The following is a 15,007-nucleotide window of genomic DNA, read 5'->3' as shown; positions in this document are numbered from 1 at the left end:
GGACAAGATTCTGGAGCAACATGGATTCGATCAAGAAGGCAGCCATCGTGCTGAACGGCTTCATCCACGATTTCGCCACGGGCTACTGGCTCTCGGCGTTGATAGCGATCTACCTGCTGCACGGTTTCCGGGGAGGGATCCCCGAGGTGACCGTGATCCTCTCCGGTATCGAGCGGTTCTTCTTCTGGAACACGGTGGGGGCTGCCGCCGCCATCTTCGCCACCGGCGGGATGCGCAGCTTCACCTACGTCAACAATTTTTACGGCCCCGAAGCTGAACGGACGCGGCGCAGGATGCTGGTGATAAAACACGTCCTGCTGCTTTTGGTGGTCGGCGCCGGCAGCTACTGGGGCTACTGCACTGCCTGGCGGTAACGGCGACGAAATCGCTCTCTCTGAAGACATCCTCCCAAATCCTTGCTTTCATTTTTTTTCAAGACGTATTAGAGAACTACAGAATTGAGGTTAGATGCCGATAACTCTTGGTGAGGTGTTGCACGCCGCACTGCCCAATTTCCCGACCATCCCCGCTAAGGAGTTCCGACCTGATGGGCGTATCAATCAGAGCCAAGTTCAAGATAGGTGTTTTCATCGTTTGCCTGCTGGTCCTCATGCTGGGAGCGGTTTCTCTGGTCACCCAGAGCCGCCTGAACCACCAACTGCAATTCCTCACTCAGGAAGCTACTAAACTTCATCTTGTCTCCACTCTTGAACTGGCAGCCTATAAGTCCGTCATGCCGGGCAATGACTATATCATCACCGGCAGCTCCAGCTATAAGAACCACTTCGAGGAGCAGGACAAAAGGGTCAAAGCAATTTTCGCCCAGATCGACGCCTTCCCGCTGTTTGTACCCGCGGAACGCGCTGTCATTGCGCAGGTTCACGAGCTGTACGATAAAACGCGCGGGACGACGCTTACCATCATGGCACTGCCGTACGGCGACCCGGCCCTGCCGAAGATGATGGAAGAGATGGACTATCAGTACGCCGAACCGCTTCTCGCCCAGTTGACGGCGCTGGGTGACCAGATAACCGCGTCCTACAAGAAGAACCAGGCGGAGGCGGCCGGCCTGAAGCGGCTTTCGCAGAACGTGCTGGTGGCGGTTGTGGTCGCGGTCTCCCTGCTGCTGGCCGTGGGGGGGCGGTTTCTCTTCAACAGCATCATGCGGCCGCTGCGCTCGGTGGGGGACATGCTGAACGACATCGCCTCGGGGCGCGGCGACCTGACCAAGCGGCTGCCGGTGCAAACCGACGACGAGGTGGGAAGCTTCTGCCTTGCCTTCAACCGCTTTGCCGAGAACCTCCAGGGGACCATTACCGACATCTCGGTGGTATCGGGACATCTCGCCACCACGGCGGGTACGCTTGAGGGGGCGTCGCAACAGATCCGGAACACCGCGGAGCATCAGGCTGAAGCCGTGGAGGAAACGGTGACAGCCAACGAGAAGCTCGACGCGGCCATCCGCAGCATCACCTGTGATACCGAGGAGGTGGTGGCCTCGATGGTCAACATCTCTTCTTCCGCGGGTGAGATCTCGGCGACCATGCAAGACATCGCCGGCAAAACGCATCACTTGGACGCGAAGGCGGATCAGACCACGGAGGCGATGCTGAAAAACCTCACCTCTTTCCAGGTGGTGGCGGATAACGTGGCGTCGGTCACCAGCAGGGCGGAAGAGGTCGCCGCTTCCGCGCTGCAGGTAAGCGCCGTCGCCAAGGAGATCAACGGGAGATCCGAGGCCCAGGCGGAACTGGCGCGGGCGGTCAAGGAGGAGGCGGTGGTGGTGGGGCTTGCCGCCATCTGCCAGACCAAAGACGGGATGGGGCGGATACGCACCGAGGTCAGCGCCACCATCAAAGCGATGGACGAGTTGGTGCCGGTCTCCGAGGAAGTAGGGCGCGTGGTGAAGATCATCAACGACATCAGCGATCGCACCAAGCTCCTAGCGCTCAATGCCAGCATCCTCGCGGCGCAAGCGGGTGAGCACGGCAGGGGCTTCGCCGTGGTGGCCGAAGAGGTCCGGCTTTTGGCTCAGCAGGTTACCGGTTCCACCAACGACATCGCGGACATGGTGCAGGCCATCCAGCGCCTTACCTCTTCGGCGGTCACCGCTACACGCCGCAGCGCGGCCGAGGTCGATGCCGGTGTGGTGGACTCTCAAGCGGCGGAGACGGCGCTCAGGGGGATCATCCTGCGCACGGAACAGTCGCTCGACAACGCACTGGTCATCGCCCGCTCCGCGAAGGAGCAGACCACCGGGATCGGCATGGTATCCGACGCGATGCAGCACGTAAGCGCCATGGCCAACGAGATCAACCAGAACACCGTGCAGCAGCGCGAGATCTCCGAGGGGATCATCACGGCCACCGGCGAGATGCGCGACCTGATCAGATCGATGAAAGAGATGGTCTCGGTGCAGGCAGAAGAGTCGGACAAGATCTCGCAGTCGATCATGGAGACGCTGGTAAGCCTGAAAACGGTGGCCGGCGCCACGTCCGAACAGGAGAGCGCATCCGACCGGATCATCGAGATCATCGAAGAGGTAAGACGCCAGGCGATCGCCAACATGACCGTGGCGAAAAGCCTGGACGAAAGGGTCTCGGAATTGAACGACCACTCCCACAGCCTGAGCGAGAGGGTAGGCGTCTTTACCGTCTGACCCGCCAGGCGCACGTCCCCGGAAACTTTCGGCTGCACCACCTCCCTCACCTCCGCCCCTCTCCCATCCCCTCCCTTTACGGCTCTTCCAGTAAACGTCCCCCCAAAAATCGCTGCGGCGCAAACTTTCTTGAAATACCTTTCTTTTCTGCAAGACTCTCTGGATTGTAAAAACCTAATCTAAGGGAGGATGTGACATGGCACAGGCGATGTTCTGCAGACAGTGTGAACAGGCGGCCCGCGGCGTGGGTTGCGACGTGATGGGTAACTGCGGCAAGGACCCGCAGGTATCGGCCCTGCTCGACCTGATGATCCACGGGCTCAAGGGGACGGCGGTCTACGCTAACCTTGCGCGCGAGTTGGGGGAGAAGGACCAGGAAGTGGACCGCTTCATGCTGGACGGGCTTTTCACCAGGGTAACCAACGTCAACTTCGACCCCGATGACATCGCGAGGCGGCTGCAGAAATGCTTCCAGATGAAGGAAAGGGCGAAGTCGCTGTACCAGGACGCCCATCAACGGCAAAAGGGGGGACCAGCCCCCGAGATCACCGACGGCCCCGCCACCTGGACCCCGGCGGGCGACACCCAGGCGCTTATCGACCAGGGGCGCCAGTACGGCGTCCTCACCTGGCACCAGGACCCGAACATCCTCTCCACCATCGAGATCCTGATCTACGGTCTCATGGGGATGGGGGCGTTTGCCTGGCACGCGACCGAGATGGGGAAGGAGGACGAGAAGATCTACGCCTTCATCCACCGGTCGCTTGCGGCCACCACCAACCCGCAGGCGACGCTGCAGGACTTCGTCGCCCTCTCGCTTGAGTGCGGCGAGATGAACCTGCGCACCATGGAGCTCCTGTACCAGGGACACGAGGAGCGCCTGCAGGCCCCGGAGCCGATGCCGGTTAACCTCGGCACCCGCGGCGGCAAGGGGATCGTGGTCTCCGGCCACGACCTCCCGATGCTTGAGGAACTCCTGAAGCAAAGCGAAGGGAAGGGGATCTTCGTCTACACCCACGGGGAGATGCTTCCCGCCAACGGCTACCCCGGTCTCCGTAAGTACTCCCATTTCGCCGGCCACTTCGGCACCGCCTGGCAGAACCAGGCGCGCGAGCTTCCCGATTTCAGCGGCGCCATCATCTTCAACACCAACTGCATCCAAAAGCCGGAGGCAAGCTACACCGACCGCCTCTACACCTGGGGCGAGGTGGCGTGGCCCGGCGTTCCGCACGTGGAGGGGTGGGACTTCACCCCGGTGATCGACAAGGCGCTCTCGCTTCCCGACCTGCCGGAGAACCCGGGGCAGGAGATCCTGGTCGGCTTCGGGCACGAGGCGGTCTTCAAGGTGGCCGGCCCCGTCATCGATGCGGTCAAAAACGGCGCTATACGCCGTTTCTTCCTGATCGGCGGCTGCGACGGCGCCAAAAGCGGCCGCAACTACTTCACCGAACTTGCCGAGAAGGTCCCCAAGGACTGCGTCATCCTCACCCTTGCCTGCGGCAAGAACCGCTTCAACCGGCTTCAGTTCGGCGACATAGGAGGCATCCCGCGGCTCCTCGACGTGGGGCAGTGCAACGATGCCTACTCCGCCATCAGGATCGCGGTGGCCCTGGCGGACGCCTTCCAGTGCCAGGTGAACGACCTGCCGCTCTCCATGATCCTCTCCTGGTACGAGCAGAAGGCGCACGTCATCCTGCTCACCCTTTTGCACCTGGGGATCAAGGGGGTCCGCTTAGGCCCCTCGCTTCCCGCCTACGTCTCGCCGGCGGTGCTCGACTTCCTGGTGCAGAACTACGATCTCGGTCCCATCACCACCGCTGAACAGGACCTGCAACACGCGCTCGGTGCCTAGTCTCTTTCCCTGGTTCCCAAGCTCCAGCTTGGGAACCCAAGGCAAGCCAAGCTCCAGCTTTGGGCACGGAGGAAGCTGGAGCTTCCTCGGCATTGCGTTCCCAAGGTGGACCTTGGGAACGAGAACAACGAGATCAAAGAAAAGGGTTAGCCTGCGCGGGCTAACCCTTTTTTGTCTCTTCCCGCGCCCCCCCCCTTCCTGGCCCCCCCTCTCCTCGTTTCTTTACGAAATCTTTATCCCTCTGGCCCGCATTTTAACGCAAAATTTACACCCTTTGCTCTACCCTGATACTAGGCGAAGTCCGTGCAACAGCAGGCGTGTTCTATATCAAGGTGAGCGTTATGAGAGTCTTTTATTTCAGCCCCGAGAGCGGTGTCTATCAAGGCGAAGGTTTTCTGGATGAGCGGGACCTGGAAAGGGTTGATGCCCTCACTCCGATAGCTCCTCCACGTTACGCCAAGGGGGAGGTCCCTGTCTTCAACGCGACGACACAGAGTTGGATGCTGCTCAAAGTCCCCCAGAAACCTCACCTGTCACAGTAAGGCGCATTCCCCCATTCACAGACCGCGATTCATTGTCAGCTCCTTTGACTGGAAATCCAGTCGCAAAGCTGATACGCTCTTCAGGTTTTTCCAGCGATACATTTTAGAAGAGAAGGGGAAGTTGTGGTCGCGATACGGGGTTACCTGATCAGCCTGCTGCTCGTCGCCGGCGCCACGGCCATTTGCGAACTGGTCCGGCCGCACCTGATCCCGACCAACATGGTGATGGTGTACCTCTTGGCTGTCGTGGCGGCCGCCGCCAAGCTCGGCCGGCGTCCCGCCATAGCGACCGCCTTTTCCAGCGTCCTCGCCTTTGACTTCTTCTTTGTTCCCCCTCGGCTCACCTTCAGCGTAGCGGAGAAGGAGTACCTGGTTACCTTCCTCGGCTTCTTCGTGGTAGGGGTGATGATAAGCTCGCTGGTCGCGAAGGTGAGGGAGCAGTCCCTGGAACGCGAGCGGCTCTCGCACGAGGCGGAAAAGGCGAGGATCCTCCAAGCCCGGGAGAACCTGGAACGGGCGCTCTTGAATTCCATCTCGCACGACCTGAGAACGCCGCTCGTCTCCATCAAGGGGGCGCTCTCGGCCTTGAAGGAAGAGGGGGGGCGCCTCTCCCCCGAGGCGCGCCGGGATCTGCTGGAGACGGCAAACGACGAGGCGGAGCGGCTGAACCGTTTCGTCGGAAACCTCCTCGACCTGAGCCGCCTGGAGGCGGGGGCGCTCCGCCCGAGGATCGAGCCGTGCGACCTGCAGGAACTCATCGGCTGCGCCATCTCGGCCATGGAGAGCCGGCTTGGGGACCGCAACGTGAAGGTAGAGCTGCCGCAGGGGCTCACCCTGGTTCCCTTGGACCTGGTGCTGATGACCCAGGTACTGGTGAACCTTTTGGACAACGCCAACAAGTACGCCCCTCCGGGAGGGAGCATCGAGGTGGAGGCGCGCGTCACCGGCGCCTGGCTCTCCTTGACCGTCGCCGATCGGGGCCCGGGGGCGCCGGAAGCGGAACTCTCCCATATTTTCGACAAATTCCACCGGGTGCAGGTCCCCGAGAAAACCGGTGGAACCGGCCTCGGGCTTTCCATCTGCAAGGGGATCGTGGAGGCGCACGGGGGAAGGATCGCGGCCAGGAACCGCCCGGAGGGGGGGCTCGCGGTCGAGATCCTTTTGCCGTTGCAGCAAGGAGCAGAGGAGCCATGAAAGAGAGCCAAGAGGCGACCGGGCAGCGCATACTCGTCATCGACGACGAGGCGGCCATCCGCCGCTTCCTGCATTCCGCGCTCTCCTCGGATGAATTCATCCTCCACGAGGCCGATTCCGGGCACGGCGGGCTATCCGCCGCCGCGGCCTTGAGGCCCGACCTGATCCTATTGGACCTGGGGCTTCCCGACCTGGAGGGTATCGAGGTGATCCGCCGCATCCGCGAGTGGTCCCAGGTCCCCATCATCGTCCTCTCCGTGCGCGAGCGTGAGGACGACAAGGTGGCGGCTCTCGACGCCGGGGCCGACGACTACCTCACCAAGCCCTTCGGGGTGGGGGAACTGCTGGCCCGCATGAGGGCCTCCCTGCGCCGTTCCGCGGTGCAGCTCTCAGAGCCGGTCTTCTCAAGCGGCGACCTCACGGTGAACCTGAACCTGCGCCGGGTGACGGTGGAGGGAGCCGAGGTCCAGTTGACGCCCACCGAGTACGACCTCTTGCGCCTGCTCATCACCCACGCGGACAAGGTCATAACCCACAGCCAGATCCTGAAGCAGATCTGGGGGGTGGCGTACCAGGATCAGCCCCAGGTGCTCAGGGTCACCATCAGCAACCTGAGGAAGAAGGTCGAGCGGGACCCCTCGCGCCCCAGGCACATCACCACCGAGCCCGGGGTAGGCTACCGGTTCAAGCAGGCGCAACCATGAAAAACGAGGCGCCCCAATCCTACTGGAGCGGCATCGTCAAGGCGATGGGGCTCGTCTTCGGGGACATCGGCACCAGCCCGATCTACACCCTCACCGTGATCTTCGCCCTCACCCCCGCAACGCCCGGGAACGTCTTCGGGATACTGTCGCTCGTCTTTTGGACCATGACGCTGCTGGTCAGCGCCGAGTACGCCTGGCTCGCCATGAGCCTAAGCCGCAAGGGGGAGGGGGGGACCATCGTCCTCAAGGAGATCCTGGTCCGGATGCTGAAGCCGGGGCGGCAGCTCGCCTTCGTGGTTTTCCTCTCATACCTTGGGGCCTGCCTGCTCTTGGGCGACGGGGTGATCACCCCGGCCATCTCCATCCTCTCCGCGGTGGAAGGGCTCGAGCTGATACCCGGCCTGGAGCATACCGGCCAGGGTGAGCTGATCCTGATCGCCGCGGTGATCGCGGTGGGGCTTTTCTTCGCGCAGTCGAAGGGGACCGACAAGGTAGCGGGGGCCTTCGGCCCCATCATGGTGGTCTGGTTCGGGGCGCTCGCCTTTTCCGGCCTTGCCTCCATCAGCTCCATGCCCTCCATCTTGAGCGCCATCAACCCTTACTACGCGCTGGATTTCATGCTGCATCACGGCCTGGGAGGGTTCTTCGTACTCTCCGAGGTTATCCTCTGCGCCACCGGCGGCGAGGCGCTCTACGCCGACATGGGGCACCTGGGGCGCAGGCCTATTCTGCGCGCCTGGTACTTCGCCTTCGCCGCGCTGGTGATCAACTACCTGGGCCAGGGGGTCTTCCTGCTCAGCCACCCGGAGGCGAAGAACTACCTCTTCGGGATGGTGCAGCACCAGGCCCCGTTTCTCTACATCCCGTTCCTGATCCTCACCGTGCTCGCCACCGTCATCGCCTCGCAGGCCATGATCAGCGGCGTTTTTTCCGTGGTCTACCAGGGGATCACCACCCGCATCCTTCCCCTCTTGCGGGTGGAGTTCACCTCGACGCACCTGAAGTCGCAGATCTACCTCTCCTCGGTCAACTGGATCCTGATGCTGGCCGTCCTCGTGGTGATGCTGTACTTCAAAAGGAGCGAGCATCTGGCCGCGGCGTACGGGCTGGCGGTCACCGGGACCATGACCATCACCGGGATCATGATGGTGATGATCTTCTCCCGCACCACCAAGAAGTGGAAGGTCCCCCTGGCGGTCGCGGTGACCGTGGTGGACCTCATCTTCTTCCTCTCCTGCCTGAACAAGATCCCCCACGGCGGCTACTGGTCCATCGTGTTAGGCTCCATCCCCTTCTGCATCATCATGGTCTGGACCCGGGGGCAGCGCGCCCTGTACCGCGCGCTCAAGCCGCTGGACCTCGACACCTTCGACGTCGCCTACCGCCAGATCTACGCGAAAGAAAAGAACATACCCGGCACCTCCCTTTTCTTCGTCAAGGAATGGAGCGTGATTCCCCCTTATCTGGTGCACTGCATCATCCGCAGCAACATCATCTACGAGCGCAACGTCCTGATCTCGATCCTGCGCACGGACGAGCCGTACGGCCTGAAGGTCGACTTGAAGCGCGACCTCTCCGTAGGGCTCGACGCCATCGAGATCAAGGCCGGCTACCTGGAGATTCTGGATATCGAGGCGGTCTTGAAGGAAAACGGGATTCAGGAGAAGGTGATCTTTTACGGGGTCGAGGATATCGTCACCGACAACCCGGTCTGGAAGCTCTTCGCCACCATCAAGCGGCAGACTCCCAACTTCGTGCAGTTCCACAACCTTCCCCCCGCGAAGCTCCAAGGGGTCGTGACCCGGGTGGAGATGTGATTGAAAAAGGGGGCCGTTTCCAACCGGCCCCCTTCCTTTGCCCCATCGCTTTTTCCTGCCTCGCTTCCTAGCGCTCTATCCTATCGCCCCCTGCATCTGCAGCTGCACCTTGAGCCATCCTTCCTTCCTAAGGTCGAAGGCCTGATAGGCCTCGATGACGTTGAAAAAGGGGGCCTTCTGGGTCAGGATCTTCGCGGGATCCAGCGCCTTTCCCTGCACCAGTTCCATCAGCTTCGGGATAAACCTGCGGTGGTCGCAGTTCCCCATCTTCAAGGTGAGGTTCTTGTTCATGGCGGCGCCGATGGGGAAGAGGCTCACCGTCTGGGGATAGACCCCGACGATGGAGAGGGTCCCCGCCTTGGCGAGCGACTGCACCGCCCAGACGAGCGTCATGGAGGGGGCGTCGCCGGGCTGCCAGTTCTCACCCTGCACGTTGGTGCGCGGCGCCACCTGGGCGAGTTCCTGCTGGAATTCCTGCAGGTGCTCCCTGAACTCCCGGCTCCCTGGGCCGGAGTGGGGTGCGGACGCGTCCACGCCGACGGCGTCGATGGCGCGGTCGCAGCCGATGCCGCCGGTGAACTGGCGGATCATGGCGACCGGGTCCTCCCTGGAGAAGTCGATCGCCTCGGCCCCCTGCTCCTGTGCCAGGTCGAGCCGGAAGGGGACGCTGTCCACCGCGAAGATCCTCCCCGCCTGCATCAGCTTCGCCGCTGCTATGGCGCACTGCCCGACCGGCCCGCAGCCGAAGACAACCACCGTGTTCCCATGCTTGATCTCGGCCAGCTCCGCGGCCATGTAGCCGGTGGGAAGGATGTCGGAGAGAAGCAGCGCCTGCTCGTCCGTCACCTCGTCGGGAACTTTGACGAGCCCGACGCCGGCGAACGGTATCCGGGCCTTCTCCGCCTGCAGCCCGTTGATCGGCCCGCTCAACTCGGGGCCGCCGAAAAAGCAGGTGCCGGCGTCGGGGCCGTTGGGGTTCGCGTTGTCGCACTGGGAGTAGTACCCGGCCCGGCAGTAGGAGCAGAAACCGCAGGCGATGGTGGAGGGGATCACCACCCGGTCCCCCGGCATGAAGTTCCGTATCGAGGCGCCGATCTCGTCGACGATTCCCACCCCCTCGTGGCCGAGGATGGTCCCTTCCTTCATCCCCGGCATGGTCCCGCGCACCATGTGCAGATCGGTCCCGCAGATGGCGCTGGTGGTGAGGCGAACGATGGCGTCGGTGGGCTCTTCTATCCGCGGATCGGGAACCTCGTCGAGCCTTATGTCCCCGACTCCGTGCCAAACGACAGCTTTCATGGCGACTCCTCCTTGGTTGGTGGTTTTTAATTCACCGTAGTCTAGCAGGAGGAGGGGGTGTGGCAACGCTGCTGGGGGCTAGGGGCAAGGCAGGGGCTAGGGGCTGGGGGCTGGGGGCTGGGGGCTGGGGCTGGGAGAAGGGGAGAAGGGGAGAAGGGAACGTGTATCTAAATGGGGAGCGCCGTCTTGCTGAGCACGGTGCGCAGCGCGAAGGAGGACTGCACCCGCAGCACCCCGGGAAGCCCGGTCAGCTTGTTGTGCAGCCGCAGGTAGTCGTCGGTGTCCTTCACGATGACCCGCAAGAGGTAATCGACGTCACCCGACATCAGGTAGCATTCCATCACCTCGGGAACGCTCCCGATCGCTTCCTCGAAGCCTGCGAGCTTCTCCCGTTGCTGGCCGTCCAGCGTGACCCGCACGAAGACGTTACCCGGCTTGCCTACCGCCCCCTGGTCCACCAGCATCACGTACCGGTCGATGATCCCTGTCTGCTCCAGAAGGCGCACCCGGCGCAGGCATGCAGACTCGGAGAGCCCCACCATTTCGGCCAGCTGCACGTTGGAAAGCTTCCCGTCCCGTTGCAGTTCAGTCAGGATGGCCTTATCTATCTGATCCAGGCCGGATGGCGCAATATTGTTCACCTAATGCCTCCGATGTTCGAATTTTCTGTCGAATAATAAACTTTGAGGAGTGGAATTCGCAAGGAAAAACCGCCGGGATTCTGCTATGCTCCTGCCGTATCGAGGGTACGGCGCATCAGCTCATGCGGTACAATTCCATCGTGCCCACTGCTAATTAATTTCGTCGGGGAAGGGAGCTAACATGATCGTAGGCATTCTGAAGGAGATCAAGGTAGAAGAGAACCGGGTAAGCATGACCCCCGCAGGCGCCGAGGTGATGGCGCACCACGGACACACGGTGCTGGTGGAACAGTCGGCTGGGGTGGGAAGCGGGTTTTCCGACGACGCCTATAGGCTCGCGGGGGCCGAGATCGTGGCGACCCCGGCCGAGATCTACGCCCGCGCACAGCTGGTGATGCACGTGAAGGAGCCGCAGCCGTCCGAGTACGATCTGATCCGCGAGGGGCAGGTCCTTTTTACCTACTTCCATTTCGCAGCCAGCGAGCCTCTCACCCGCGCGATCATGAAGAGCAAGGCGGTCGCCATCGCCTACGAGACCATCACCGGGCCGGGCGACACGCTGCCGTTGCTCACCCCGATGAGCGAGGTGGCGGGGCGCATGGCGGCCCAGCAGGCGGCCAAGTACTCGGAACGGTCCCAGGGTGGGCGCGGCATCCTCCTGGGCGGGGTTCCTGGCGTGCCGCCGGCGACGGTCGTGGTTTTGGGCGGCGGCGTGGTGGGGACCCATGCGGCGCAGATGGCCTGCGGGCTGGGGGCTAAGGTTTATCTCCTCGACCTGAGCCTGGAGCGCCTGCGCCACCTCTGCGAGACCATGCCCAAGAACTGCTTCCCGGTGATGAGCTCTCCCGCCACCATCAGGGAACTCCTGCCGCAGGCGGACGCCGTGATCGGCGCGGTGCTGGTGCACGGCGCCAAGGCGCCCAAGCTGGTGACGCGCGAGATGCTGAAGAGCATGAAGCCGGGCGCGGTGCTGGTGGACGTCGCCATCGACCAGGGAGGGTGCTTCGAGACCTCGCGCCCGACTACGCACACCGACCCCACTTTCCTTTTGGACGGCGTGCTCCATTACTGCGTGGCCAACATGCCGGGGGCGGTCCCGCTCACCTCTACGGTGGCGCTCACCAACGCCACGCTCCCCTTCGCCGTGGCGCTCGCGGACCAGGGGTGGCAGGAGGCGTCGCGCCAAAACCCCGGCATCAAGGAGGGGATCAACATCGCGCTGGGCCAGGTGACCTACCGCGCCGTGGCCGAGGCGTTCGGGTTTCCCTATACCCCGGTCCATGCCGTCCTGACCTGAATCAGGGACTCCGCAGGCGCAGCTTGCGCAGCACGCTTTCGTTGCTCTTCAGGTGCGTCTTGCGCGGGTCCAGGACGGGGACGCGGTGGGTTTCCCACTTGAGCAGCGAAGAGGCTAGCTCGCCTGCCTGCACCCCAATGTCTGCCGGGTCGAGGTCGAGCGCCGCCGCCGCGCCGTTTTTCAGGTAATGGCTGGTGAAGGTGACCATCGGCACGCTCTGCGTCATCGAGAAAAGGAGCAGGGCCTCCATGTTCACCGTGGTCGCGACGGTGGCGTCCGGGAGCATCCAGAGCGCGTCGATCTCCCCCTTCATCCTCTCCAGTTTCGCCTGAAGGTCGCGCGGGTCACGCACCGGCTCGGCCAACAGCGTCACCCCTTCCTGCCGGGCCTCCTGCTGCGCACGCTTTACGTATTGCCCGCTCTTCTTCGGGTCGTAGAAGAGCCCGACCCGCTTCACTCCGAGGCTTTGGAACAGGTTCAGGTACTCCCTCGGCGCGACGGTCATGGAGATGCCGCCGATGTTGTCGGGGGCATGCCGCCCCAGGTTGAGCGAGAGCATCGCCACCACCGGCAGCTCGCGGACCTTGCGCGAGGCGGCAAGGGCCCGGTCTCCGATCGCGACCACCACCCTGGGGCGTTCCTCCTTCACCAGTCGCTGCACGTCGACCTCGGCGTAGTCTGAGAGGACGACGGTCTGCTCGGAACTCCTGCAGGCTGAGCGGAAGCCGCGCAGCGCCTCGCTGTAGACTGCGCTGCGGCTCGATTCCAGGATGAGCAGCTCGGCTCCCTGCGCTAAGGGGAGGGGGGGGAGGCAAAACGCCAGCAGTAGGAATAGGGCCAGGGCGCGCATCAGAAAAACCACCTCGCCCCTGCCTCGAACCAGCGCGGCGGGTTGGCCCGGAAGTCGTAGAAGTAACGCTCGCTGTTGAAGATGTTGTGCCAGGACAGGAACAGCTCCGGGGAGTTGTCCGAGGCGGGAGAGAGCTTCTGGGTCAGGTGGAGGTCCCAGAACTCCCCTTTGGCCTTGCCTAAGGGCCCCGGGTTGTGCAGCTTCGCCCAGTCCCCCAGAAGCGTAGCCGAGAGCCCGGCCGGTTGGCTGTCGTACCTTACCCCGATTTTCAGCGCCTGCCGCGGCCCCGCATCCAGTGCGGAAAGCACCTTTCCGGTCTTTTGGTCGCGGGCATCGGTGAAGTTGTAGGAGCCGCTCAGGGTGAAGCCGTACCAGGCAGAGCTCTTCAACTCCAGCTCGGCGCCCTGCTTCACCTGCTGGCTGAGCTGCGGCGGCGCCGGCGGGTCGAAGTCCTGGACGTTCACCTCGGCGTAGAAGAAGGTGGTCTTCACCCAGACAAACGGTAGGTCCGCGCTCTCAAGCCCCATCTGCACCGTACGCACATGCTGCAGGTCCCGCCGCACCTCTCCGTTCTGCATGCCGATGTTGCTGACGATGGGCATGTTGTAGCCGTACGCCGCGTAGCCGCGCAGCAGCGTGTTATCCGTCAGGCGCAGCGTGGCCCCGAGGGTGTAGCTTACCGGGTCTTCCATGAGGCTCAGGCGGTCCAGGCGCACCCCCGGCAGGATGGAGAGTCTCCCCACCGTGTAGGTGCCGTTCAGGTAGGCCGATTCCCGTCTGAGGGCGAGCTCGTAGTTTTGCTGCGGGAGCCGCCGCACCGACTCGTGGAGCCCTACCTCGGTCTCCTCGTAGGCGACTCCTCCCTTCAGGGCGTGGTTTGCGTCTCCCCAGCTGAGCGCGGCGTCGGCTCCCCGGAAAGCCTCGTTCCCTCGGGCGTTGTTGAGAGGGACGCCCGTGGTAAGGCGGGCGGCGCGGGTAGCGACTTCGCGCCTCCCCGCGTGAGCGTTCGCCTCCATAGCAAGGCGCTGCGCCAAGGGATATTTGAGCGAGAGGTTGCCGGTTGTGTGCGTGGCGGCGCCGGTGTCGTGGAAATCAAGCTGCCGCGACTCCCCGAGACCGACCATGCTGTGCCGCGCGTCGAGGCTCAGGGAAAGATCCCCCCCGTTGGGAAAGTCGTAGCTCAGCTTGCCGAAGCCGTGGTTCATGTCGGTGTCGTTGCCGGCCACGAGGCCGTCGGAGCTAAGCTTGCCGGCGGTCAGGTAGTAGCCGAAGCGCTCCCCGCTGCCGGTCGCCTCGGCGCGCAGGTCACGGGTAGCGCTCTTGCCGGTGGACCCCGAAACCATGCCGGCGCGGTCCGCGGCAGGGCTCTTGGTGACGATGTTGATCACCCCGCCCAGCGCCGATCCCCAGGCCGCCGAAGCCCCCCCTTTCACCACCTCGATGCGCTCGATCATCTGCACCGGGATGAGTCCCACCTGGGCCACGTTCTCGGACCCGATGAAGTTCTGAGCCACGCCGTCGATCAGCACCAGGATGTGCCGGCTCGATGCGCCCAGAACCTGGAAGAAGTGGACTGACCCCGGCGTCTGCAGCTGGTCCATCTGGATCCCGGGGAGTGTTTGCAGCACTTCGGCGACGGTGTGGGCGTTGATGCGGGCGATATCTTCCGCCGTGACGACGGTGACATTTTCGGCGATGCGGGAGGCAGGGCGGGGAAAGGGCGTGAGCTCGGGAGTGGGGTCGGAGAGGCCGAATGAATCGCTCAATTCGTCCTGTCCCGATCCCAGCGCGGGAGCCGCGGCCAGGACGGCAGACAACAGCGCGCATGGAAACAGTAATTTGGTTATGAAGTTACGTCTCAAGCGAGCGGCCTGTAGCAAAGAGTGATTGACAGCAGGGAGATTTTCTGGAAAGAACAAATTCGCCAGTCGCTATTGGTATCAGTTCGGCACAATTGTGTCAAAGAAATTTAAATTAACTGTATTTATTGTACCCTTTTCTGGTATAGCTTGTTCAGCTGCTTAAAATCTCTGTGCTGGTGTCGTTGTCGCGCGTCTTTAGTGTATTGTTTGGGTGCTTGTATCAGCTGTTATGTGACGCCTCTGCCTGGGCCTTGACTGTTTCGCATTCCGCGGGATCGACTTGGTTCAGT

11 protein-coding genes are annotated in these 15,007 nt (G+C 62.9%); 7 read left to right on the top strand and 4 right to left on the bottom strand.

Annotated features, from left to right (window positions below; genetic code table 11):
• Positions 1 to 20: 20 nt before the first annotated feature.
• The 6 genes from K419_RS0115655 to K419_RS0115625 all read left to right on the top strand — a co-directional run bounded on the left by K419_RS0115655 (position 21) and on the right by K419_RS0115625 (position 8,768).
• Positions 21 to 374 carry a hypothetical protein gene (locus K419_RS0115655; RefSeq protein WP_012529598.1) on the top strand — a complete coding sequence of 118 codons (354 nt, stop codon included), beginning with the start codon at positions 21 to 23 and terminating at the stop codon, positions 372 to 374.
• A gap of 173 nt (positions 375 to 547) precedes the next feature.
• Positions 548 to 2,659, top strand: a complete 2,112-nt coding sequence (locus K419_RS0115650) for a methyl-accepting chemotaxis protein (RefSeq protein WP_026842410.1) — start codon at positions 548 to 550, stop codon at positions 2,657 to 2,659.
• Between the two features lie 196 nt (positions 2,660 to 2,855).
• Entirely contained in the window at positions 2,856 to 4,511 is a 1,656-nt protein-coding gene (gene hcp, locus K419_RS0115645) for a hydroxylamine reductase (RefSeq protein ID WP_026842409.1), read from the top strand.
• Positions 4,512 to 5,176: 665 nt separating this feature from the next.
• Positions 5,177 to 6,247: a sensor histidine kinase gene (locus tag K419_RS0115635; protein ID WP_026842407.1), complete on the top strand. Its 1,071-nt coding sequence runs from the start codon at positions 5,177 to 5,179 to the stop codon at positions 6,245 to 6,247.
• Complete coding sequence (locus K419_RS0115630; protein WP_026842406.1) at positions 6,244 to 6,951, top strand: response regulator; 708 nt, start codon at positions 6,244 to 6,246, stop codon at positions 6,949 to 6,951. The genes K419_RS0115635 and K419_RS0115630 overlap by 4 nt, the downstream gene beginning before the upstream one ends.
• On the top strand, positions 6,948 to 8,768 hold the full coding sequence (locus K419_RS0115625) for a KUP/HAK/KT family potassium transporter (protein WP_026842405.1): 1,821 nt from the start codon (positions 6,948 to 6,950) through the stop codon (positions 8,766 to 8,768). Before K419_RS0115630 ends, K419_RS0115625 begins: the two co-directional genes overlap by 4 nt.
• 75 nt (positions 8,769 to 8,843) lie before the next feature.
• Here the strand turns inward: K419_RS0115625 and K419_RS0115620 are convergent, their stop codons facing one another.
• Both K419_RS0115620 and K419_RS0115615 read right to left on the bottom strand, forming a co-directional pair.
• Positions 8,844 to 10,067, bottom strand: coding sequence for a zinc-dependent alcohol dehydrogenase (locus tag K419_RS0115620; protein ID WP_026842404.1), 1,224 nt, complete (start codon positions 10,065 to 10,067; stop codon positions 8,844 to 8,846).
• Between the two features lie 167 nt (positions 10,068 to 10,234).
• Complete coding sequence (locus K419_RS0115615; RefSeq protein WP_026842403.1) at positions 10,235 to 10,708, bottom strand: Lrp/AsnC family transcriptional regulator; 474 nt, start codon at positions 10,706 to 10,708, stop codon at positions 10,235 to 10,237.
• Between the two features lie 181 nt (positions 10,709 to 10,889).
• On the opposite strand from K419_RS0115615, the gene ald reads away from it, so the two are divergent.
• Positions 10,890 to 12,005: an alanine dehydrogenase gene (gene ald, locus K419_RS0115610; RefSeq protein WP_026842402.1), complete on the top strand. Its 1,116-nt coding sequence runs from the start codon at positions 10,890 to 10,892 to the stop codon at positions 12,003 to 12,005.
• A gap of 1 nt (position 12,006) precedes the next feature.
• Here ald and K419_RS0115605 read toward each other — a convergent pair whose 3' ends face one another.
• Together K419_RS0115605 and K419_RS0115600 are read right to left on the bottom strand one after the other, a co-directional pair.
• A complete protein-coding gene (locus tag K419_RS0115605; RefSeq protein WP_026842401.1) occupies positions 12,007 to 12,855 on the bottom strand; it encodes an ABC transporter substrate-binding protein in 849 nt (282 codons plus the stop codon).
• Positions 12,855 to 14,672, bottom strand: coding sequence for a TonB-dependent receptor plug domain-containing protein (locus tag K419_RS0115600; protein WP_226377712.1), 1,818 nt, complete (start codon positions 14,670 to 14,672; stop codon positions 12,855 to 12,857). The genes K419_RS0115605 and K419_RS0115600 overlap by 1 nt, the downstream gene beginning before the upstream one ends.
• Positions 14,673 to 15,007: the final 335 nt, after the last annotated feature.

The sequence above is a fragment of the Citrifermentans bremense R1 genome, from assembly GCF_000426865.1.
Lineage (GTDB): Bacteria > Desulfobacterota > Desulfuromonadia > Geobacterales > Geobacteraceae > Geomonas > Geomonas bremensis.
The sequence above is the reverse complement of the archived record's forward strand: the minus strand, read 5'-3'. Positions and strand labels throughout refer to the sequence as shown.

What these genes read in the sequence shown, in the direction of transcription:
- hcp (WP_026842409.1), top strand. Translation starts at nt 2,856, where the DNA reads ATGGCACAGGCGATGTTCTGCAGACAGTGTGAACAGGCGGCCCGCGGC.
- ald (WP_026842402.1), top strand. Translation starts at nt 10,890, where the DNA reads ATGATCGTAGGCATTCTGAAGGAGATCAAGGTAGAAGAGAACCGGGTA.
- K419_RS0115620 (WP_026842404.1), bottom strand. Translation starts at nt 10,067, where the DNA reads ATGAAAGCTGTCGTTTGGCACGGAGTCGGGGACATAAGGCTCGACGAG.
- K419_RS0115625 (WP_026842405.1), top strand. Translation starts at nt 6,948, where the DNA reads ATGAAAAACGAGGCGCCCCAATCCTACTGGAGCGGCATCGTCAAGGCG.
- K419_RS0115630 (WP_026842406.1), top strand. Translation starts at nt 6,244, where the DNA reads ATGAAAGAGAGCCAAGAGGCGACCGGGCAGCGCATACTCGTCATCGAC.
- K419_RS0115655 (WP_012529598.1), top strand. Translation starts at nt 21, where the DNA reads ATGGATTCGATCAAGAAGGCAGCCATCGTGCTGAACGGCTTCATCCAC.
- K419_RS0115605 (WP_026842401.1), bottom strand. Translation starts at nt 12,855, where the DNA reads ATGCGCGCCCTGGCCCTATTCCTACTGCTGGCGTTTTGCCTCCCCCCC.
- K419_RS0115650 (WP_026842410.1), top strand. Translation starts at nt 548, where the DNA reads ATGGGCGTATCAATCAGAGCCAAGTTCAAGATAGGTGTTTTCATCGTT.